Origin of the sequence: Streptomyces sp. NBC_01525, from assembly GCF_045040405.1 — a bacterium.
GTDB lineage: Bacteria > Actinomycetota > Actinomycetes > Streptomycetales > Streptomycetaceae > Streptomyces > Streptomyces benahoarensis.
The window spans coordinates 2,466,984-2,488,033 of sequence record NZ_CP109397.1; the positions used below are offsets into that span (position 1 = coordinate 2,466,984).

Consider the following 21,050-nt stretch of genomic DNA (forward strand, 5'->3'; position numbering starts at 1 on the left):
CCCGCCCCGTGAGCGCCGGACCCGGCACTCCGTACGCGATCGGCCCGGCGCGCCGTGCCCGCCCGGGAGCCCGCCCCGGCACGCCCCGGGGCCGGTCCCCCCTCGGAAACCGGCTCCCCCATGAACCCCGCATTGCTGTGCATTGCCACGTATTGCCGTACGTGTGCCCCGTGTTGCGGCCTCATGGCAAGCCGCACCGAACCCTTCCGGGGCCCGCACGAACCTGCCTACAGTCAGGGCATCGCCTCATCCCGGCCGTGTGCCCGAGTGGTTGAGGGACTCGCCTGCAAAGCGAGTTACGCGGGTTCGATTCCCGCCACGGCCTCCGGTCCCTTGATCAGGGACTCACCGAGGGCGGTCCCGCTGCGGGTGGACCGCCCTCGTGGCGTTCGTTCCGCGGGCGGCGCGCTGTCGCGTCGTCGTGCTCCACGCACCGCCCCGGAACGGACGCCCGTACCCCCTGAAGGCGGCCCCGACCTCGGCGGGGACCGCCTTCAGGCGCGTCGGGGGGCTTACGGCCCCCAGGCCGTTACCCCTGAACTCCCTGCGGGGTGCCCTGCGCGCTCTGTGCCACCGCCGCCTGCGGACGGATCGGGAGGCGGCCGATGGGGCGGCCGGTGGCCGCGCGGACCGCGGAGGCGACCGCGGCGGGGGCCGTCACCACCGGCACCGCACTGACGGCCTTCGCGCCGAACGGGGCAACCACATCGCGCTCCTCGACGAGGTGGACGATGCGGATGTCCGGCGCGTCCAGCGCCGTCGGCAGCGCGTAGCCGGTCAGGTCCGGGTGGCGCACCTGGCCGCGCGTGGTGCGCAGGTTCTCCATCAGCGCGGCGCCCAGCCCCTGGGTGACCCCGGCCTCGATCCGGGCCCGCAGCTGACGGGGGTTGAGCACCTGCCCGACGTCCTGCGCCACGGACATCTCCACCACGCGGATGGTGCCCAGTTCGATGTCGACGTCCGCGACGCAGCGGATCGCGCAGAACGCCATCCCCACGAACGCGTCGCCCTGCCCGGACTCGTCCAGCGGCTCCGTCGGATGCGGACGGCACTGGGCGGTGGCCCACAGCTCCTTGCCGTCCAGCGCCTCGGCGACGGTGGTGGAGAGCACCCCGTCGTACGAGGTGATCTTGCCGTCGGTGATCTGGAGCAGCTCGGTGGACATCCCGAACTTGTGGGCCAGCGGCTGCAGCAGCTGCGTACGGACCATCTTCGCGGCCCGCTCGACGGCGCCGCCGGAGACCCAGGTGTGGCGCCCGTGGCAGGCGCGTCCGGCGGGCGGCTGATCGGTGTCGACGCCCGCGACGTGCACCTCCTCGACGCCCAGCGTCTCCTGCACGATCTGCCGCGCCAGCGTGGAGAAGCCGCCGCCGGTCTCCACGGCGGCGCAGATGACGGTGGCGACCGAGCCGCTGACCTTGACGGTCGCGGTGGACACCTCGTCGGCGCCCTCCGCTCCCAGCATGTGCACCATGCCCAGCGCGTAGCCGACGCCACGGCGCACCGCGCCCGGCTCGCCCGCACCCTCCAGGCCGCCCGGGAGCAGCCACTCCGCCGCGGGGGTGTCCTTGGGCAGGTCCGGCAGCGGCGCCTCGGTGACCGCGCGCAGCAGTTCGGCGACGGGCGCGGGGCAGGTCACCGTCTGGCCCGTGGGCAGCAGATCGCCGGTGGCCATGACGTTCCGCCGCCGGATCTCGTCCGGCTCCAGACCCAGGCGTGCCGCGAGCTTGTCCATCTGGCCCTCGTGGGCGGCGCAGACCTGCATCGCGCCCTCGCCGCGCATATGGCCGGAGGGCGGATTGTTGGTGCGGACCGCCCAGCCCTCGATGACGGCGTGCGGGACGACGTACGGGCCGCAGGAGAAGGAGACGGCGGCGGCCAGCGCCTCGGCGGAGGTGTCCGCGTAGGCGCCGGCGTCCATCAGGATCTGCGCCTCGACCTTCACCAACGTGCCCTCGGCGTCGGCGTGGTGGCGATAGCGGAGCAGCGTCGGGTGGCGGTGCGCGTGGGTGAGGAAGGACTCCTCGCGGGTCGCGGCGAGCTTGACGGGGCAGCCGGTACGCAGCGCGAGAAGGCCCAGGGAGATCTGGATGCCGGGATCCTCGCGGTCCCCGGTGGCGCCGGGCACGCCGGTCACCACGACCTTGACGCGCTCCGGGTCGAGGCCGAAGGAGGCGGCGGCCAGATCGCGGTCGGCGTGCGGGTCGGTGGAGGCGGTGTAGATCTCCACGCCGCCGTCGGGCCGCGGGACCGCGAGCCCGGCCTCGGCGCCGATGGGGGCGGGGTCCTGACGGCCGATGCGGTACAGCCCCTCGACCATCACCTCCCCGACGGCCTCCGGGTCGCCGAAGCGGAGCGGGATGTGCCGGATGAGGTTGCCGTCCGGGTGCAACGGCTCGGCCTCGAAGGCGAGTTGCGGGTCGGTGACCGGGTCCAGCAGCTCGTACTCGACGGCGATGGCGGCGGCGGCCAGCCGGGCGGTGTCGGGGTGGTCGGCGGCGATCGCGGCGATCGGCTCGCCGTGGTAACGCACCTCGTCCTTGGCGAACACCGGGCGGTCGGCGATGCCGCGGCCGTGCCCGGCATCCCCGGGGACGTCCGCGTGCGTGACGACGGCGCGGACGCCGGGCAGTTCGGCGGCCTGCCGGGTGTCGAGGGAGACGATCCGCGCACGTGGATGCGGCGAGCGCAGCACCGCCGCCCACAGCAGCCCGTCGGCCCAGAGGTCGGCGGCGTACGGGAAGGTGCCCTGGGTCTTGGCGGACGCGTCGGCGGACGGCAGGGAGACGCCCAGGCCGTGCGGCGGCGGCTCGACGGGCGGGATCGGCACCCCGGCGGCGGGCGTCGCGGTGGCTGCGTCGGTCGTGCCGCTCATGCAGGGCCTCCCGTCCGGTGCGGTGCGTCCGGACCGTGGGGTTCGTCGGGGTCGTGGCCGGCCGGGGCGCCACTGCGCTCGGCCGGGGCGTGCGGGCCCTGCTCGTGCGCCCCCTGCGGGGCGTGGTCCTCGGGGCCCGCCTGGTGCGGGATGTGCGCGGCGCCCTCGGGCGCCTCCGCCTCCGCGGCGTCCTCGGCGGCCTGGCGGCGGGCGGTGACGACGGTGTCGACGGCGTCGAGCACCCCGCGGTACCCGGAGCAGCGGCAGAGGTTGCCGCAGAGCGCCTGCCGGGTCTCCAGCTCGCTGGGGGCGTGGTTGCCCTCCAGGAGGTCGTGCACGGTCATCGCCATGCCCGGGATGCAGAACCCGCACTGAACGGCGCCGGAGTCGGCGAGGGCACGCTGCACATCGGAGGGACGGCCGTGCTCGGCAAGCCCTTCGACGGTGCGGACCTCGCTGCCCGCGGTGGTGGCGGCGGGTACCAGACAGGAGGCGACCAGCCGCCCGTCCACCTGGACGGAACAGGCGCCGCACTCCCCTTGGGAACAGCCGTCCTTGGCCCCGGCGAGCCCGAGCCGCTCCCGCAGGACGTAGAGGAGCGATTCGCCGATCCAGGCGTCGGTGACCGGCCGGTCGGCGCCGTTGACGCGCAGCATGTACGAGGCGTGCGGGTGCTCCTCGGCGTACGCGTCGGCCCCGGCGGTGTCCGGGCCGGAGTGCGGCAGCACCTGGGGCGAGCCGTCGGTCACGGCCTCGGGGGCGACTGCCTCGGGGGCGACTGCCTCCTGACCGGCCGTCTCCGGGCCGGTCTCGGGGCCCTCGGGTGCGGCGGCGTCGGGCTCCCCGGGGGCGGCCGGGTGGGCCGGGCCCGGGGCGTCGTTCCCGGGCAGCCCGGCGGCGGCCTCGGCGGCATCAACTGCCGCCTCCGCCTCGGCGGTTGCCTCGGGACTCAGGGGGGCGGCGGTGTCCGGTGCGCCGTCCGGGAGCGTGGCCTCGGCGGCGGACCCGGTGGCGATGTGGTCGCCGGGGGGCGGCACCACGGAGCCGTCGTCCGCGACGGGGGCGGCCTCCGGCACGGGGACGCCGTGCGGCGGCGTGCCGTGAACGGCCGTACCAGGCTCGGCAAGGGGCTCGGCGATGGGCTCCTGGGCGGGCTGCGTCGGTGCGCCGGGCTCGACGGGCTCCGGCGCCGGGGCGCCCGGGGCGTCGGCGGCAGGCAGGCCACCGGCGCCGTCCACGGGCGCGGCACCCGCCTGCGGTACGTGCGGCTCCCCGGGGGCGTACGGCGCGTCCCCGGCGAACGGCTCCGCGGCGGGATACTCCTCCGGGGCGGCGTGCGGCTCGGGAGCGACGGGCGTCTCCCCGACGGGCACCGCCGGGTCCGGGACGGCGTCCACGCCGTGGCCGACAGGGGCGGGCACGCCGTGCTCAGCGGGAGCAGGTACACCGTGCCCCTCCAGGACGGGCGCACCATGCTCGGTCAGAGCGTCCGCACCGTGCGCGGCCGGAGCGGACGCACCCTGCTCGACGGAAGTGGGCGCACCGTGCTCGGCGGAAGTGGGCGCACCGTGCTCGCCAGGAGCGTGCGGCGCCTCGCCGTGCGCCGTCTCCGGCACCCCCGGGTGAGCCGCCTCGTCACCAGACGTGCCGTACCCGGCGTACGCCTCGTACGCCCCGTCACGTACCGCGTCGAGCGGGAACTCGCCAGCGACATCGGGCTGTTCACCGGCGGCCGGAACCGTCCAGGAGCCCGTGTCCGCCGGAGCATCGGCCACCTGGACCGGCGCTTGCGGAGCAGGCACATGGCCCGGCGCCTCCGGGGCGGGCGCGGTCCCCTCGGCCGGTGGCCACTGGGCGAGCGCGTCGGCGGGCAATGACCAGTGGCCGCTGCCGCCGCCGGGCATCGCGGGCGCCGGAGCCTCCGGGGCGGCCGCGCCGGTGGTGTACGCGTCGCCGGTGCCGTGGGCGGTGTCCCGGGGCACGCCATGGTCGGCGGGGCCGCTCTGCGGGTACAGCTCCTCGGCGATGCCGCCGAACAGCGGGTCCTGCGGCGCGGGATGGCCGCCGTAGCCGCCCTGGCCGCCATAGGTGTTGCCGGACGGGCCGTACCCGTACGGGTCGGGCGCCGGGTGACCGCCGTCCCCGTAGGTGTCGCCACCGGGGACGGCGGTGTCGTAGCCGGTGCGGTACCCGGTGGCCGGATAGCCGCCCGTGGGGCCCTGGGCGTGCGGGGCCGTCCGGCCGTCGTCGACCAGGTACTCGCCGGACTCCTCCAACAGGTCGTCAGGGGCGCCCGGGACCGTCCACTGGCCGGTGCCACCGGACGCGTCCGTGCCGCCCGCGACCGGCCATTCGACGTGGTCGCCGCCCCACGGGGTGCCGTGCGGCGGCGTGCCCGTCGGCCCGGCCGCCCGGCCGGTGTGGGCGGGGTATCCGGCCGACGGGTCGGCGTACCCGGCGGAGGGGTCGGCGAACGGCATCGTCCACTGGCCGGTGGCCGACGGGTCGGTACCGGCGCCGGGGATCGGCGGGGTGAAGGAGGCCGGGGGGACGTAGCCGTGACCGGGCGCGGCGAGCGGGTCGGCGCCCGGGGGGTAGTAATCGCCGCCGAGGGCCGCGGTGGTGAACCCCTCGGGCAGCTGCACGAAGGCCGTGGCCTCCTGCTCGTACTCGCCGCCCTGCGGCAGCGGCTGCCAGCCCTGCTCGGGCCGGTGCCTGCGGTTGTCGTCGCTCACGAGAGCGCCCTCCCAAGTGCGCGGCGGGCCAAGGCCGCCACCGTACGGCGCAGATGCAGCGCGGCGGGCGGCAGGGTCTGTGGCTCGGAGCCGTCCTGCGGCGGCGCCGGGTCGGGGATGCAGGCGGCCGCGACGTAGTCGCCGAAGGCCGTCAGGGCCTCCGGGACCAGGGCGCGTTCGCCGTCCCAGTCGATGAGGGAGGCCACCCACTGCTCGGCCTCCAGGGGCCTCAGCGGCATCGCGGCGACCGCACCGACGGCGCACCGCACACCGCGCCGCGCCGGGTCGAGGACCAGCGCGACGGAGGCGGTGGCACGGCCGGGGCCGGTGCGCCCGGTGGCCTTGAGGAACGTCTGCGGGGCGTGCAGCAGCGGCACCCGGACGTAGCCGACGAGTTCGCCGGGGCGCAGCATCTCGCGCCCGGCCAGCAGATGGCTCACCGGGATCTCGCGGCGGCCGCCCCCGGGGCCCGCAATGATCAGGGTGGCTTCCAGAGCCGCGAGGACCGGCAGGGTGTCGCCGGTCGGCGCGGAGCTGACGATGTTGCCGCCGAGCGTCCCGGCGTTGCGGATCTGCGGGGGCCCGGCGGCGCGGGCGGCGGCGGCCAGCCCCGGGATCAGCGCGGCGAAGTCGGGGCGCCCCATGCGGGCGAGGGTGAGTCCGGCGCCGAGGAGGGCGTGGCCGTCCTGGTACTGCCAGCCGCGGATTTCACTGATCCGGGCGAGGCCCACGAGGCCCGCGGGTCTGAGGAGTCCGGCGTTGACCGCCGCCATGAGGTCGGTGCCGCCCGCGACGGGTACGGCGGCGGGCATGGCGGCGAGGGCCGCCACCGCCTCGTCGAGCGAGGCCGGCAACGTCACCGTGTGCGACGCCTGCGGTGCGTGCGTGGTCAAGCCAGCTGCCCCTTCCCCGGTGTCCCGGCAGTTCCGCTCGCCGTACGGTACGTGCTCACGGTCCGGACGTGGCAACTCTGGCACATTCTCGCGGGGGCACGGCGCGAGGGTCCACGAAGCGGTGTTCCGTCCCGAACGGCACGCTGGTCCGGTTTCGTCCGCCACGGCGGGCCCGAACGGCGGTGGTGGCGCGGGGCGTGACGGGTGCGCCGGGGCGCCCGTCACGCCCCGGGCCGACCGGGCGTCCGGCCCGGGACGGGCGCCCCGGTCGTACGGCGGCTCACACGTTCGGGGGCGGCCCGTCGATCGGGCGTCCGAGCAGCCCGGGACGCTTCTGCCAGGGGTGGGGGCCACCGGGCGGGCGGTAGGCGACGCCGAGCGCGTCGAGGCGCGGGTAGTGGGCGGTCATCCGGCGGGTGAATTCCTGGTAGTCGCGGTCCGGGGGCGCGGGCAGCCGGGACCAGGCGACCTCGGCGAGCGCCACCAGCCGCGGGAAGACCTGGTAGTCGCGGCGCTCCTGACTGTCCATGACCTCGGTCCAGACATTGGCCTGGGTGCCGAGCACCCGCTCCGCCTCCGCGTCCGTGAGGGCGTCGGGGACGGGTTCGAAGCGGTAGACGTCCTCCAGGGTGCGGACGAAACCGATCGGCACCGGCTCGTTCGCCCCGGCGTCCTGACGGTGGTCCAGATAGACCTGTTGTTCGGGGCACATGACGACGTCGTGACCGGCGCGGGCGGCGGCGACGCCCCCGGCGCAGCCGCGCCAGGAGGAGACCGCGGCGCCTTCGGGCAGGCCGCCCTCCAGGATCTCGTCCCAGCCGATGAGGCACCGGCCGCGGTCGGCGAGCCAGCGGGCGAAGTGGCCGAGGAACCAGCTCTGGAGGCCGTCCTCGCCGTCGACTCCCAGCTCGGCGATGCGCTTCTGCGCGGTGTCGGACGCCTTCCACTGGTCCTTGGGGCATTCGTCGCCGCCGAGGTGCACATAGCGCGACGGGAACAGCTCCAGCACCTCCTCCAGCACTTCCTCGTAGAAGCGGACGGCGTTGTCAGTGGGGGCGAGTACGTTCGGATTGACGCCCCAGGTGTCCCAGACGGAGAGGGAGGTCGTGTCGATGACATCGGTGTTGCCGAGTTCCGGGTACGCGGCGATGGCCGCCTGCGAGTGGCCGGGGATATCGACCTCCGGGACGACGGTCATGTGGTGCCGCGCGGCGTAGGCCACGATCTCGCGCAGGTCGTCCTTGGTGTAGTGGCCGCCGTGCGGGATGTCGCTCCACAGCGGGGAGGCGCGGTGGCCGAGTTTGGTACGGGCGCGCCAGCCGCCGGTGCGGGTGAGTTCGGGGTGGCGGTCGATGGGCACGCGCCAGCCCTGGTCGTCGGTGAGGTGCAGGTGCAGGACGTTGAGTTTGTGGGCGGCGAGCAGGTCGATCCAGCGCAGTACGCCGTCCTTGGGGGTGAAGTGCCGGGCGACGTCGAGCATCATGCCGCGCCAGCCGAAGCGCGGGGCGTCCTCGATACGCAGCGGCGGCAGCGACCGGGCGCGGGTGTCCGGGGTGGTGGGGGCGCGCCGGAAGACGTCCGCGGTGTCGGTGGCGAGGAGCTGACGCAGCGTCTGCGCGCCCCAGAAGACCCCGGCCGGGCCGCCGCCGTCGATCGCGAGGAGGGAGCCGTCGGCGGTGAGGCGGTAGCCCTCGGGGCCCAGACGGCGCGCGAGGTCCGGGTCGGTGCGCAGCCGGATGCGGCCGCGGCAGCCGTCGTGGTGCGGGGGCAGCGGCAGGGCGGTGGCGGAGCCGAGGGTGGTGCGCAGCCAGTGGGCGGTGTCCTCGGTGCCGGGCCCGGCGTCGAGGCCGGTGGCCGCGTCGAGGACGAACGCGTCGCCGTCCGGAAGGGCTTCGGTCCGGAGCGGAAGCGGAATGACGGCGTGGTCGGGTGTGCCGGGGTGTCCTACGGGGTGGGGATGCATGCCTTGAACCCTTCAGTCCTTCACCGCGCCGCCGAGGCCCGGGACCGGTCGGCGCTGTACGAGTACGAAGAAGACGAGGACGGGGAGGGTCATCACGGTCGACGCGGCCATGATGCCGCCCCAGTCGTTCTCGTCGGGTTTGAAGAAGACGAGCAGTGCCATCGGCAGGGTGGAGTTCTCGGTGGCGCTGATCAGGAACGACTTGGCGAACAGGAAGTCGTTCCAGGTGGAGATGGCGGAGAAGACGCTGGTGGCGACGAGTCCGGGGAGGACGAGCGGGAAGCGAGCCGAGGGTGTTCAGGCTGATGCCGGGTACGGCGGTGCCGAGGTCGCGCAGAAGGAAGAAGAGCGGGATGGTCAGCGCCTCGACGGGCACCGTCTGCGCGATCAGGAACCTGATCAGCAACGTGGTGCGGAAGCGGAAGCGGAACCGCGTCACGGCGGTGGCGGCGAGGAAGGCGATCAGCGCGGAGGCGACGACGACCGTCCCGGCGACGATGAGGCTGTTGAGGAAGTAGCGGCCGAAGTCCTGCTGTGGGAAGACGCGCCGGAAGGCGTCGAGGGAGGGCGCGAGCGTCCAGGGGCGCGGCGCGTCCGGCTGCACCTCGGCGTCGGGTTTGAAGGCGGAGAGCACCATCCGGTAGAGGGGGAAGGCGACGACGGCGGCGATCAGCAACGTCGCGGCCTCGGCGGCGAGCCGCCACGGGCGGCGGGGGCCTCGGCGGGGCCCGCCGGTGCGAGTGGTACGAGCAGGTCGGCTGGTGCAAGCGGTACGGGTGGGCCCGCCGACGCGAGCCTTGCGGGCAGGTCGGCCGGTGCGGGCCGCCGGCACGCGGGCACCCCGGCCGGAACGGGCGGACCCGCCCGCGTCGGCCTCCCCGATACGCGAAGCGCTCACAGCTCCTCCCCCTGACGGCGCAGCAGCCGCAGATGGACGAGGGTCACGCCGAGCAGGATCAGCAGCATGACGACGCCGATCGCCGCCCCGAGGCTGTACTGAGCAGCGCGCCGAGGACGGCGAGGGCCGGGGCGAGGTAGAGCCAGGGGGTCCAGCCGCCGTGGCGCCGGGCGGGGTCGCGGGGCGCGACGCGGGGGCGGACGCGGGCGGCGGGGGGCCCGCTGCGGTGGGCGGTCACTTGTGGAAGGCCCCGTCCATGGCGCGGGCCGCCTCGGCGGCCGCCGCGTCGACGCTCTTCCGGCCGCTGACGATCTGCTGGTACATCGTGGGCAGCACCAGCGAGGCGTCGACGGTGGCCCAGCCGGGGGTGACGGGCACGAACTCGGCCCCGGCGTCGAGGGTGTCGACGAACGGCTTGACGCAGGGCCGCCGCTTCGCGGCCTCGGCGCGGACATCGGTGAAGGTCGGCAGGAAGCCCATCGCGTCGAAGAGCCCGCGCTGCGCCTCCTTTCCGGCCAGCCGCTTCGTCAGGTCGACGGCGAGGGTGCGGTGGCCGGTGCTGCGCAGCACGCCGATGTTGTTGCCGCCCGCGAACGCCGGGGCGATCTCGCCCTTCTTCCGGCCGGGCAGCGGGACGACCCGTACACGCCCTTGACCTTGCCGGAGTCGACGGCCCGGTGGTTGAAGTCGCCGCCGGATGCCATCCCGGCGCGCCCCGCGGCGACGGCGGTCGGCCTCGACGCGCTGGGCGCGGGTATCGACGGGGATGTAGTCGACGGCGACCTTGACGCCCTGGTGGGCGGCGGTGAAGTCGGCGACGGCCTGCCGGACCACCTTCTCCTTGGGGGCGTTGCCGACCTCCCGGAAGAGCCAGACCCGCAGCGTGCCGGTCCGGGAGTCGCCCCCGGCGGCGCCACCGGAGGTGGACGGGGCGCACGCCGTGGCGGTGAGGGCGGTCAGGGCGAGCGCCGCTCCGGCGGCGGCCGGACGGGCGGAGAGGTACATGACGAGACCCCCAGTGTTGCAACATACGCAACAAACGTTTCGCAGTGCACAACTCAGAGGAGGTTAAGGGGCGTTGCCCGGTCGGACAAGGGTTCTCCAGAGGTCTCCACCAGTCGATACGGGCCGGTGTACGCACGGACCGGAAGAGGTTGAGGCCGGTGGAGGCCGAGACCGGCAGAACCGAGGCCGGAGGAGGCCGAGGCCGGAGGAGGCCGAGGCCGGAGGAGGCCGAGCGCGATCCGAACGGCGGACCGGCCGCCGGAAACGGCGAAGGGCCCGGGTCCACGAGGAACCCGGACCCTTGCCCGTGTACTACTACGGCGCACTGCTGCGGCGGCCTCTACGTCACGGCGGTCCGCCCCCGGCGACCCCGCCGGGGGCGGATCCGCCGCGCCGGGCCGCCCCGGCCGACGCTGCGGCTACTTCTTGCCGTCGCCGTCCTTGCCGCCCTTGCCCTTGTCGCCACCGGCGCCCATGGACTCGTAGATCTCCTTGCACATGGGGCAGACCGGGTACTTCTTCGGGTCGCGGCCCGGCACCCAGACCTTGCCGCAGAGCGCCACGACGGGGGTGCCGTCGAGCGCGCTCGCCATGATCTTGTCCTTCTGGACGTAATGGGCGTAACGCTCATGGTCGCCGTCGCCGTTCGACACCTGCGGCGTCGGCTCTACGAGGGTTCCCGTTCCTGCCCCACGCTCGGGCTCGGGCTCAAGAGTGCTCATACCTGCCAAGGGTACCCAGCCTCCCGGTATGCCGGGAGCGCCGGGAGCGCGCCACCCACAGGCCCGGACCGGCGGCCGTTACCCCCGGGACGGGTGGCTCAGTTCAGCGACGGGTCGTCCGGATACGTGGCCACCATCGCGAGTTCGTTGCGCTGGCGGCGCAGCACCGCGCGCCACAAGTGTTCGGGGTCGGGGGACGAGACATCGCCCGGCTCGGACTCGACGACGTACCAGGCACCGTCGGTCAGTTCGTCCTCCAGCTGGCCGGGGCCCCAGCCCGCGTACCCCGCGAAGATCCGCAGGCTGCCCAGGACGGTGGCGAGCAGTTCCGGCGGGGTCTCCAGGTCGACCAGGCCGATCGCGCCGTGCACCCGCCGCCATCCGAGGGGTTCCTCGCCCGACGCGCCGCCGTGCCGGGTGTCGTCCGGCCGGGGCCCGGCGGCGGTGGTCCCGCCCGGGCCGGGCCGCACCCCGCTCTCCATGGTGGGCACGTCGTCGGCACCGGCGAGCCCGCCGGGGATCACCGCCACGCCGAGCGCGGAGTCCAGCGACACCGGGCCGCCCTGGAAGACCACGCCGGGCTCGCCCGCGAGCCCCGCCCAGGGCGCGAGGATGTCACCGACGCCCACCGGGGTGGGGCGGTTCAGGACCACGCCGAGGGAGCCCTCCTCGTCGTGATCGAGGAGGAGCACCACCGCGCGGTCGAAGTTCGGGTCGGCGAGCGCGGGCGTCGCGACGAGCAGCCGGCCTGTGAGCGAGGACACCTCGGTCATGGCGACATGATCCCGCACTTCGGGCCGGAGCGGGGAGTCAATGCCCACACCTGTGCGAGTGCAGGGCAGGGCGTACGGCGGCAGCACCGGCGCACACCACCCCACACCAGATGCCGCATTCGAGACAATTAGCCTCGTTTTTGGCCAACTGGCGATTACAGAACAAAGAATGATCGTAGCCGAGCGTGTTGTGACAAAGCCCTTACCGGCCGGATGCCCGCTCGCGCCTACGGACACCCCCTCCGGCCCCCTTACCATTTCTCCTTGGCCCTGCCCGTCTCCAGGAACGCGAGATCCATGACCGTCTCTACTGACGACGTACTGCTTGTCCACGGCGGCACCCCGCTGGAGGGCGAGATCCGGGTTCGCGGTGCGAAGAACCTCGTACCCAAGGCCATGGTGGCGGCCCTGCTCGGCAGCGGCCCCAGCCGGCTGCGCAACGTTCCCGACATCCGCGACGTCCGCGTGGTGCGCGGCCTGCTCCAGCTGCACGGTGTGACCGTGCGGCCGGGCGAGGAGGCCGGCGAGCTGGTCCTCGACCCGTCGCACGTGGAGAGCGCCAACGTCGCCGACATCGACGCGCACGCGGGCTCCTCGCGCATCCCGATCCTCTTCTGCGGCCCGCTGCTGCACCGCCTCGGCCACGCCTTCATCCCGGGTCTTGGCGGCTGCGACATCGGCGGCCGTCCGGTGGACTTCCACTTCGACGTGTTGCGGCAGTTCGGCGCGACGATCGAGAAGCGCGCCGACGGGCAGTACCTGGAGGCCCCGCAGCGGCTGCGCGGCACCAAGATCCGGCTGCCGTACCCGTCGGTCGGCTCGACCGAGCAGGTGCTGCTGACCGCCGTCCTGGCGGAGGGCGTCACCGAGCTGTCGAACGCCGCGGTGGAGCCGGAGATCGAGGACCTGATCTGCGTCCTGCAGAAAATGGGCGCGATCATCTCGATGGACACCGACCGGACGATCCGGATCACCGGTGTCGACAAGCTCGACGGCTACACCCACCGCGCCCTCCCGGACCGCCTGGAGGCCGCCTCCTGGGCGTCCGCGGCGCTGGCCACCGAGGGCAACATCTATGTCCGCGGCGCGCAGCAGCGGTCGATGATGACCTTCCTCAACACCTTCCGTAAGGTCGGCGGCGCCTTCGAGATCGACGACGAGGGCATCCGCTTCTGGCACCCGGGCGGTTCGCTGGACGCCATCGCGCTGGAGACCGACGTCCACCCCGGTTTCCAGACCGACTGGCAACAGCCGCTGGTCGTGGCGCTGACCCAGGCCTCGGGCCTGTCGATCGTCCACGAGACGGTCTACGAGTCGCGGCTCGGCTTCACCTCCGCGCTCAACCAGATGGGCGCCCACATCCAGCTCTACCGGGAGTGCCTGGGCGGCTCCGCCTGCCGCTTCGGGCAGCGCAACTTCCTGCACTCCGCGGTCGTCTCCGGACCGACCAAGCTCCAGGGCGCCGACCTGGTCATCCCCGACCTGCGCGGCGGCTTCTCGTACCTGATCGCGGCGCTCGCCGCCCAGGGCATGTCCCGGGTGCACGGCATCGACCTGATCAACCGCGGCTACGAGAACTTCATGGACAAGCTCATCAGCCTCGGCGCCAAGGTCGAGCTGCCGAACGGCCCGCAGGACTGACGCCCGCCGCATGCAACGCGAAGGCCGCCCCCGCTCCAGGGGCGGCCTTCGCGTTGCGGGGGCCCGCATCCGCCCCGCTGACGGCGCACGGCCGCCGCTCCGTCCTCTTTTACCCGGAGCTTCCCGCCCGGTCCGCAGCGGGGCGCCTGGGGGTGCGCACGGGCGCGTACGGCCGCCCGGCGCACCACGGGGAGCGCGCACGGGCCGGGAGTGCGCCCCGCACGGGCGCCCGCACGTACGACGAAGGGCGGCCGCCCCGGGGAGGGAGCGGCCGCCCTTGCGATGCCTGCTGAGGGACTTACTTGCCCTTGGCGGCTTCCTTCAGCTTGGAGCCCGCGGAGACCTTCACGCTGTAACCGGCGGCGATCTGAATCGGCTCGCCGGTCTGCGGGTTACGAGCGGTGCGAGCGGCACGGTGGGTGCGCTCGAAGGTCAGGAAGCCGGGGATCGTGACCTTCTCGTCGCCCTTGGCGACGACCTCACCGACGGTCTCGGCGAGGGCGGCCAGAACGGCGTCGGCGTCCTTGCGGGTCACCTCGGCACGATCGGCCAGAGCGGCCACCAGCTCACTGCGGTTCATTTTTGTACTCCCGTGTTCTTCTTGCCAATGGGCGTGCCCTGCGGCCGAGCCGCATATCAGGCACAGCGAAGCCGATGCTGCCAGGGCCCTCGGACAGTCCCCGGACCCGGGTCTGCTGCCAGACCCTCGCGCCCGGTTACGCATCCTGCCCCCACCTGCGGCGGTAAAGCCAATCCGGCACCCTGGCGGGTCACACGGAAAGCGTCAGCGCCCCGGTCGGCGTGACGTTCCGCACCCGTAACCGCTCGGAGCCCGCCACGCGCGGTGGCCGGCCGATTGCCGTCCGCCACCCTAGGGGCCACCCGGCGCAGCCCGTCCGCGACGCGCCGTGCCCGGGAGGCCCGTGGGGCGTCAGAGCGTCGTGGCGGCCGTCACAGTCGCGGCCCCGGCCTTCGCCGCGTCCTTCACCGCATCGGCCACGGCACCCGCGACCTTGTCGTGGAAGACGCTCGGGATGATGTAGTTCGGGTTGACCTCGTCCTCCTGGACGACGCCGGCGAGGGCGCGGGCGGCGGCCAGCATCATCTCGGTGTTCACCGTACGGGACTGGGCGTCCAGCAGGCCGCGGAAGACGCCGGGGAAGACCAGCACGTTGTTGATCTGGTTGGGGAAGTCGGAGCGGCCGGTGGCCACGACGGCGGCGGTCTGCCGGGCGATGGCCGGGTCGACCTCCGGGTCGGGGTTGGCCAGCGCGAAGACGATCGCGCCGTCGGCCATCTTCGCGACGTCGTCGCCGTCCAGGACGTTCGGGGCGGAGACGCCGATGAAGACGTCCGCGCCGACGACGGCGTCCTTGAGGGTGCCGGTAACGCCCTCGGGGTTGGTGTTGTCGGCGATCCAGCGCAGCGGGGAGTCCGGGTCCGCGGAGACCAGGTCCTCGCGGCCCGCGTCGACGACGCCGTGGATGTCGGCGACGACGGCGTGCTTGACCCCGGCGGCGATCAGCAGCTTGAGGATGGCGGTACCGGCGGCACCCGCACCGGACATGACGACGCGAACGTCCTCGATGTCCTTGCCGACCACACGCAGCGCGTTGGTCAGGGCGGCGAGCACGACGATGGCGGTGCCGTGCTGGTCGTCGTGGAAGACCGGGATGTCGAGGGCCTCGCGCAGCCGGGCCTCAATCTCGAAGCAGCGGGGCGCGGAGATGTCCTCCAGGTTGATGCCCGCGAAGCCCGGCGCGATGGCCTTGACGATCTCCACGATGGCGTCGGAGTCCTGGGTGTCCAGGCAGATCGGCCAGGCGTCGATTCCGGCGAACCGCTTGAACAGGGCCGCCTTGCCCTCCATGACCGGCAGCGCGGCCTTGGGGCCGATGTTGCCCAGGCCGAGGACGGCGGAGCCGTCGGTGACCACCGCGACGCTGTTGCGCTTGATGGTCAGACGGCGGGCGTCCTCGGGGTTGTCCGCGATGGCCTGGCAGACGCGGGCGACGCCGGGCGTGTAGACCATGGAGAGGTCGTCACGGTTGCGGATGGGGTGCTTCGACGACATCTCGATCTTGCCGCCGAGGTGCATCAGGAACGTACGGTCGGAGACCTTGCCGAGTGAGACGCCCTCGATGCCGCGCAGCTTGCCGACGATCTCGTCGGCGTGCGCGGTGGACGTCGCGGCGATGGTGACGTCGATCCGGAGTTTTTCGTGGCCGGAGGCGGTCACGTCGAGGCCGGTGACCGACCCGCCGGAGGACTCCACGGCCGTGGTGAGCTGGCTGACGGCGGTGCCGCTCGCGGGAACTTCCAGTCGCACCGTCATCGAATACGAGACGCTAGGCGCCGTTGCCATGGCCGACTTCCTCTGCTTTCCCTTGTTACCTATGCGCTGTCCCAGGAGCTCGGATGCCCTGCGCATCGTCCGATCGTCCCACCTACCGGCCGGTACACGGTAACCAGCCCCGCCTTCCGGAAAGGTTCTTTCACCATACGAGAGGGCGAGGGTGGGCGGAAGCCCCGTCGGGCGGGCGCCCCGGGGAGCGGTGCGGTGTGTGTCACTCACCGGGAGCGCCCCGGGAACGGCAACGGGCGCCCCTCCCGGAGGAGGAACGCCCGTCACTGCGGTCTGAGACACCGACCCGCCATGCTCGCCTCGCGGCAAGTGGTCGCTCGTAGCGACGATGGTTGGGCCCGGGGGCTTGGATCGAGCCGGTGCCACGGACAAGGCTAACAAACCCTCCCCGGAAGCGAATCCCGTGGCCCGCCACCTTTTTCCGGTACGGCCCGGACCACCCGGGCGGCGGTCAGTCGCGCAGCAGGTCGGGGACCCCGTCGGCGTCCGGCTCGTCGCGGTGGCCGGAGAGCACCGTCAGCCGCTGGGTGGCGCGGGTCAGGGCGACGTAGAGCACCCGCAGCCCGGCCGGGGACTCGTCGGCGATCTCGGCGGGCGCCACCACCAGCGCCGCGTCGTACTCCAGCCCCTTCGCCTCCAGGGAGCCGAGGGCGACCACCCGATCGCCGAGACCGGCCAGCCAGGCGCGGGCCTGCTCGCGGCGGGCCATCGCCACGACCACGCCGACGGTGCCGTCCACCTCGGACAACATCCGCCGGGCCTCCTCGACCGTGGCGGCGGCCAGCGCCTCCTCGACGGCCGCGGCACCCCGGCCGCCCGGGGACGCCACCGCGAACCGCGGCCGCAGGCCCGTCGAACGGACCGCGTCCGGCGCCGCCATCCCGGGCATCGCCAGCGCCAGGACCTTGGCGGACAGCTCGGCGATCTCGGCCGGGTTGCGGTAGTTGACGGTGAGCGAGAAGCGGCGGCGCGGACGGGCGCCCAGCGCCTCGTCGCGCGCCTCGGCGGCCTCGTCCGGGTCGGACCACGACGACTGTGCCGGGTCGCCGACGACCGTCCACGTGGCGTGGCGGCCCCGGCGGCCGACCATCCGCCACTGCATCGGCGTGAGGTCCTGCGCCTCGTCGACGATCACATGGGCGTAGTCGGTGCGCTCCTCCTCCAGGCGCTCGCGGCGGCTGCGGCCCGAGGAGGCACGGTCGGCGGCCGTGGTCAGCTCGTCCAGGCCGGTGAGCTGGTCCAGCGGATCGGCCTCGCGGGGGCGGGCCGGACGGGCCGGGGCGCCGAGGATCAGCTGGAGCTCGTCGAGGAGCGCCACGTCGTGAACGGAGAGCGGGCCCCGGCCCCGGGCGTCGAGGCGGCCGAGGGAACGGGCCAGCCGCCGGACCTCGCGCGGGCCCAGGACGCGGCGCGCCCAGCGGCCGAGGGTGCGTTCGTCGGCCATCGCGGCGAGCACCCCGCGCGGGGTCAGCTCCGGCCACCAGGTGTCCAGGAACTCCTGGAAGACCGGCTCGGTGCTGACGTCCTCGTCGAAGCCCTGGCGCGCCTCGGCGGCCAGCTCCGGGTCGTGGTAGCGGCGGCCGGCCCCGGACTTCGCCCACAGGGCGTCCAGCAGGAGCCGCCGGGCGCGGGGGCGGAGCAGGTTGACGGGCGCGGTGCCACCGAGGGCGGTGCGGCGGATGCGGCTCAGGTCGGACGCGTCCAACTCGATACGGCCGCCGAAGGCCACCACGCGGAGCCGGTCCGGCGGGCCGGACGGTGCGGGGGCGGCGTCCTCGTCCAGGAAGGAGAGCTGGGTGTCACGCTCCGGCGCCGGGGCAGCGGGGCCGGCCGCATCCAGGGCGCCACGGGCCCCCTTGCGCAGCAGCTTCTGCATCCGGCTGGAGCCCTTGACCCGGGCCACGTCCGGCGGATCGTAAGCGGTCGCCTCCGCACCGTCGACGAGGGAGCCGAGGGCGCGGATCGCGACCTGCCCCTCCTCGCCCAGGGACGGCAGGACCCCCTCGGTGTAGGCGACCAGCAGCGGGGTGGGCGAGACGATGAGGATGCCGCCCGCGTAGCGGCGGCGGTCCTGGTAGAGGAGGTAGGCGGCGCGGTGCAGGGCGACGGCGGTCTTGCCGGTGCCGGGGCCGCCCTCGACCTCGGTGACGGACGCGGCGGGCGCCCGGACGACCAGGTCCTGCTCCGCCTGGATGGAGGCGACGATGTCGCGCATGGTGTGGCTGCGGGCCCGGCCCAACGCGGCCATCAGGGCGCCGTCACCAATGGCGGGCAACTCCTCGCCGTCAAGGGTGGCGGTGACGTCGGGGCGCATGAGGTCGTCCTCGACGCCCAGGACCCGGCGACCCTTGGAGCGGATGACGCGGCGGCGTACGACGCGGCCCGGTGCGACGGGCGTGGCCCGGTAGAAGGGGGCGGCGGCCGGGGCGCGCCAGTCGATGACCAGCGGGGAGTAGTCCGCGTCGAGGACGCCGAGGCGGCCGATGTGCAACGTCTCGGCGATGCTGGCGTGACCGTCAGTGACAGCTCCGTCGGCGGGCTCGACGGAGGTGAAGGCGCCGTCGGGCCCCTTCTTGCCGTCCTTGCCGGGGAGCAGGTCGACGCGGCCGAAGAGGAAGTCCTCGTACTCGGAGTTGAGCCGGTTGAGGTGGACGCCCGCCTGGAAGACCTGGGCGTCCCGCTCGGCGAACGCGCCGGGCGTGCCGACCTGGCCGCGCTTGGCGGCGTCGTCCATGAGGAACTCCGCCTCGTGGATCTTCTCCTCCAGGCGCCGGTAGACCCGGTCCAGGTGCGTCTGCTCCGCGGCGATCTCCCGCTCGCGGAGCCCTGCGGGCGCGACGGCGGAGCCGGAGTCCCTGGCGGGCTCCGGGGCGACGGCGTCCGAAGAAGTGTGCTCCGGTGTGTGATCCGGTGCGTGCGTGGCGTTCTGCGCGGCCACCCAGGCCCCCTTCTGGTGTGCGTAGGGCAGCCGTCAACCGTACGCGAACCGGGCACCGTACGCATCCGATCCACCGCGCGACGGGGCGGGGAAGGGCTGGTGGGGAGGGGCGAGGGGGCCGTTGGAGTGGGTTCGTGGGATGCCTGGGGGGGGCGTCCGCTCGGCGCGTCGAGGGCGGTCGCCCGGGGTACGGGGCCGGGCCGGGCCCGGTCAGGTGTGCGGGGTGGCGCCCGGGGCGTCGGGGGGACGGAGGGTGCCGGGCTCGTCGGGCGCCGGGGAGGCGCCGGGCGCCAGGGACGCGCCGGGCTCGTCAGGCGTCGGGCCCGCCGACCCGGGCCCGCCGGTCCCCGACGGCGACGCCCCCGCCGCTCCCCCACCCCGGTCCGCCGCCCGTTTGCGATGACGGGCGACCCGCTCGCGGTTGCCGCAGACGCCGCTGGAGCACCAGCGGCGGCGCCGGCCACGGGAGGTGTCCAGGAAGAGGAGGCGGCAGCGGGCGCCCTCGCAGCGACGGAGCCGGTCGCGGGTGGCGTGGTCGGTGAGCAGGTCGACGGCGTCGCGGGCGACGGCGGCGAGCAGCGCCGCGCGGTCGGCCGGACGGGCGAGCCGCGGGGCGAGTGCGCCGTCCGGGCCCCGTACCGCCTCGACGGCGGGCGGACCGGCGGCCGCGGCGGTGGCGTTGAGCAGGTCCAGATCGATCACGGCCTCACCGCCGGACAGCTCGGCGTGGAGCACCCGCCGCACCACCTCACGCAGCCCCCGGAAGCGCGCCACCCAGCGGCCGTTGACCCCGTCCAGCGCGGTGTCCGGGGGCACCGTCCCGGACCCGGTCAGCCAGCTTCTCAACTTCCCGGGTCCGGTGAGGAGTTCGCCCGGCGGACCGGAGGTGGCCAGCAGGTCCAGGCAGATCCGCCCGCAGTCGAACCGCAGGCCCTCGTCAGGCGCCGCCATGCTCCTGATCACTCCTTCGGAATCGAGGATGCGACACCAGAGTGCCCGCCACGGCGGGCCGCCGTCACCTCCCGCGCCCGTGCGACCGTTCCCCGCCCGGCGGGCCCGGCCCGCGGCCCACCCCTCTCCCGTACCGGTGAACGGACCCCGCAGGTAAGGCTGTTGACATCCATCCTTCCTGCTCGTCGCCGTACGCGGCCTATCTATACATTCCGCGTATACCGCTGGTGTACAGTCCGGCCGTGGCGCCGCGGAAGGCCCCCGCCTCCGCCCGGCCCGGCATGCCGTGTCGCCCACCGGCGCCCGGCCCGCCCGCACCCGAAGGACGAAGGTCACCATGTCGCGCACCACCTTGCACACCAACCGGTCGAGCCTGTCCCACAAGGTCGGCTACGCGGTCCGCAACCCGGCGAAGATCGCCCCGTACGTCCGGCGCACCGCGCGCGACACCTGGCTGCGGCTGCGCCACCCCGGACACGTCGCCTACTACCGCGCCGTGATGGCGTCCGACGCGGGCCGCAACCCCGAGGCCGCGGTGGGCAGCCAAACCCACGAACGCTGGCTGGCGCTGGGGCAGATGCAGTTCGACTACCTCATGGAGCACGGGCTGACGCCGAGGCACCGGATGCTCGACATAGGCTGCGGCAACCTCCGGGCCGGCTGGCGCTTCATCGCCCACCTCGACCCGGGCCACTACTACGGCATCGACATCTCGCCGGACATCCTGATCTCCGCGAAGAAGACCCTGACCACCTACGAACTCCAGGACAAGCTGCCGCATCTGACGATCACCCAGGACCTGAAGCTGGACTTCCTGCCGTCCGGCCACTTCGACGTCGTCCACGCGCACAGCGTCTTCTCCCACTCGCCGCTCCCCGTCATCGACGAGTGCTTCGCGCACGTCGGCCGGATCCTGGCACCCGGCGGCTTCTTCGACTTCACCTTCGACCGCACCGAGGGCGCCGAACACCAGGTGCTGCGCGAGGACTTCTACTACCGCACCGAGACGCTGGTCCACCTCGCCGAGAAGCACGGCCTCCAGGCCCGCTTCATGGACGACTGGGAGACCCGCAAGCACGGCCAGTCCAAGATCCGGGTGACGAACCCGGAGTGAGGCCGGGGCGCGCCCCGTGGTGCGCCAGGTCGTGCCAGGGCGTCCCTTACGGGCGGTCGGCCCTGCCCGTAAGGGACGCACCTGATCCCTTACGGGGCCGATGCCGCTCCCCTGAGGGACGCCCCCGATCCCGTACGGGAAAGGCGGCGCCCCGTACGGGATCGAGGCATCCCCTAA

Annotated in this window: 13 protein-coding genes, 1 tRNA gene and 3 pseudogenes; 3 read left to right on the top strand and 14 right to left on the bottom strand. The window is 73.9% G+C overall.

Features of this window, described 5'->3' with window-relative positions; genetic code table 11:
* Positions 1-253: 253 nt before the first annotated feature.
* A tRNA-Cys gene (locus OG422_RS10970) sits at positions 254-325 on the top strand.
* 204 nt (positions 326-529) lie between these two features.
* Here the strand turns inward: OG422_RS10970 and OG422_RS10975 are convergent.
* The 10 genes and pseudogenes from OG422_RS10975 to OG422_RS11020 form a co-directional block, all read right to left on the bottom strand.
* Positions 530-2,875, bottom strand: a complete 2,346-nt coding sequence (locus tag OG422_RS10975; protein WP_405742327.1) for a xanthine dehydrogenase family protein molybdopterin-binding subunit — start codon at positions 2,873-2,875, stop codon at positions 530-532.
* A complete protein-coding gene (locus tag OG422_RS10980; protein WP_405742329.1) occupies positions 2,872-5,610 on the bottom strand; it encodes a 2Fe-2S iron-sulfur cluster-binding protein in 2,739 nt (912 codons plus the stop codon). The genes OG422_RS10975 and OG422_RS10980 overlap by 4 nt, the downstream gene beginning before the upstream one ends.
* Positions 5,607-6,503, bottom strand: coding sequence for an FAD binding domain-containing protein (locus OG422_RS10985; protein ID WP_405742331.1), 897 nt, complete (start codon positions 6,501-6,503; stop codon positions 5,607-5,609). Before OG422_RS10985 ends, OG422_RS10980 begins: the two co-directional genes overlap by 4 nt.
* 280 nt (positions 6,504-6,783) lie before the next feature.
* On the bottom strand, positions 6,784-8,466 hold the full coding sequence (locus tag OG422_RS10990; RefSeq protein WP_405742333.1) for a beta-N-acetylhexosaminidase: 1,683 nt from the start codon (positions 8,464-8,466) through the stop codon (positions 6,784-6,786).
* Between the two features lie 12 nt (positions 8,467-8,478).
* Positions 8,479-9,142 (bottom strand): annotated as a pseudogene (locus tag OG422_RS10995) (carbohydrate ABC transporter permease).
* Between the two features lie 218 nt (positions 9,143-9,360).
* Positions 9,361-9,471, bottom strand: a pseudogene (locus OG422_RS11000) (sugar ABC transporter permease); the annotation flags it as partial.
* Positions 9,423-9,602, bottom strand: a complete 180-nt coding sequence (locus OG422_RS11005; protein WP_405742335.1) for a hypothetical protein — start codon at positions 9,600-9,602, stop codon at positions 9,423-9,425. The pseudogene OG422_RS11000 and the gene OG422_RS11005, both read right to left, overlap by 49 nt.
* A pseudogene (locus OG422_RS11010) lies at positions 9,599-10,369 on the bottom strand (extracellular solute-binding protein). Before OG422_RS11010 ends, OG422_RS11005 begins: the two are co-directional and overlap by 4 nt.
* Before the next feature lie 419 nt (positions 10,370-10,788).
* Positions 10,789-11,091, bottom strand: a complete 303-nt coding sequence (locus OG422_RS11015; RefSeq protein WP_030287553.1) for a DUF3039 domain-containing protein — start codon at positions 11,089-11,091, stop codon at positions 10,789-10,791.
* A gap of 98 nt (positions 11,092-11,189) precedes the next feature.
* A complete protein-coding gene (locus OG422_RS11020; protein WP_405742337.1) occupies positions 11,190-11,864 on the bottom strand; it encodes a YqgE/AlgH family protein in 675 nt (224 codons plus the stop codon).
* Between the two features lie 297 nt (positions 11,865-12,161).
* Here OG422_RS11020 and murA point away from each other — a divergent pair, with 297 nt between their 5' ends.
* Positions 12,162-13,505, top strand: coding sequence for a UDP-N-acetylglucosamine 1-carboxyvinyltransferase (murA, locus tag OG422_RS11025; RefSeq protein WP_405742339.1), 1,344 nt, complete (start codon positions 12,162-12,164; stop codon positions 13,503-13,505).
* Positions 13,506-13,803: 298 nt separating this feature from the next.
* On the opposite strand, the gene OG422_RS11030 is transcribed toward murA, so the two are convergent.
* The 4 genes from OG422_RS11030 to OG422_RS11045 form a co-directional block, all read right to left on the bottom strand.
* Positions 13,804-14,085: an HU family DNA-binding protein gene (locus tag OG422_RS11030; RefSeq protein ID WP_004951951.1), complete on the bottom strand. Its 282-nt coding sequence runs from the start codon at positions 14,083-14,085 to the stop codon at positions 13,804-13,806.
* Positions 14,086-14,436: 351 nt separating this feature from the next.
* On the bottom strand, positions 14,437-15,870 hold the full coding sequence (locus tag OG422_RS11035) for an NAD-dependent malic enzyme (protein WP_405742342.1): 1,434 nt from the start codon (positions 15,868-15,870) through the stop codon (positions 14,437-14,439).
* A gap of 451 nt (positions 15,871-16,321) precedes the next feature.
* Entirely contained in the window at positions 16,322-18,808 is a 2,487-nt protein-coding gene (locus tag OG422_RS11040) for a HelD family protein (RefSeq protein WP_405742344.1), read from the bottom strand.
* Positions 18,809-19,018: 210 nt separating this feature from the next.
* Positions 19,019-19,759, bottom strand: coding sequence for an ABATE domain-containing protein (locus tag OG422_RS11045; protein WP_405742346.1), 741 nt, complete (start codon positions 19,757-19,759; stop codon positions 19,019-19,021).
* Between the two features lie 337 nt (positions 19,760-20,096).
* Between OG422_RS11045 and OG422_RS11050 the strand changes: the two genes are divergently transcribed.
* Positions 20,097-20,873: a class I SAM-dependent methyltransferase gene (locus OG422_RS11050; RefSeq protein ID WP_405742348.1), complete on the top strand. Its 777-nt coding sequence runs from the start codon at positions 20,097-20,099 to the stop codon at positions 20,871-20,873.
* Positions 20,874-21,050 lie beyond the last annotated feature (177 nt).

Excerpts from the sequence above, each read along its gene's own strand:
- OG422_RS10990 (WP_405742333.1), bottom strand. The coding sequence starts at position 8,466 with ATGCATCCCCACCCCGTAGGACACCCCGGCACACCCGACCACGCCGTC.
- murA (WP_405742339.1), top strand. The coding sequence starts at position 12,162 with ATGACCGTCTCTACTGACGACGTACTGCTTGTCCACGGCGGCACCCCG.
- OG422_RS11045 (WP_405742346.1), bottom strand. The coding sequence starts at position 19,759 with ATGGCGGCGCCTGACGAGGGCCTGCGGTTCGACTGCGGGCGGATCTGC.
- OG422_RS11020 (WP_405742337.1), bottom strand. The coding sequence starts at position 11,864 with ATGACCGAGGTGTCCTCGCTCACAGGCCGGCTGCTCGTCGCGACGCCC.
- OG422_RS11050 (WP_405742348.1), top strand. The coding sequence starts at position 20,097 with ATGTCGCGCACCACCTTGCACACCAACCGGTCGAGCCTGTCCCACAAG.
- OG422_RS10975 (WP_405742327.1), bottom strand. The coding sequence starts at position 2,875 with ATGAGCGGCACGACCGACGCAGCCACCGCGACGCCCGCCGCCGGGGTG.
- OG422_RS11015 (WP_030287553.1), bottom strand. The coding sequence starts at position 11,091 with ATGAGCACTCTTGAGCCCGAGCCCGAGCGTGGGGCAGGAACGGGAACC.
- OG422_RS11030 (WP_004951951.1), bottom strand. The coding sequence starts at position 14,085 with ATGAACCGCAGTGAGCTGGTGGCCGCTCTGGCCGATCGTGCCGAGGTG.
- OG422_RS11035 (WP_405742342.1), bottom strand. The coding sequence starts at position 15,870 with ATGGCAACGGCGCCTAGCGTCTCGTATTCGATGACGGTGCGACTGGAA.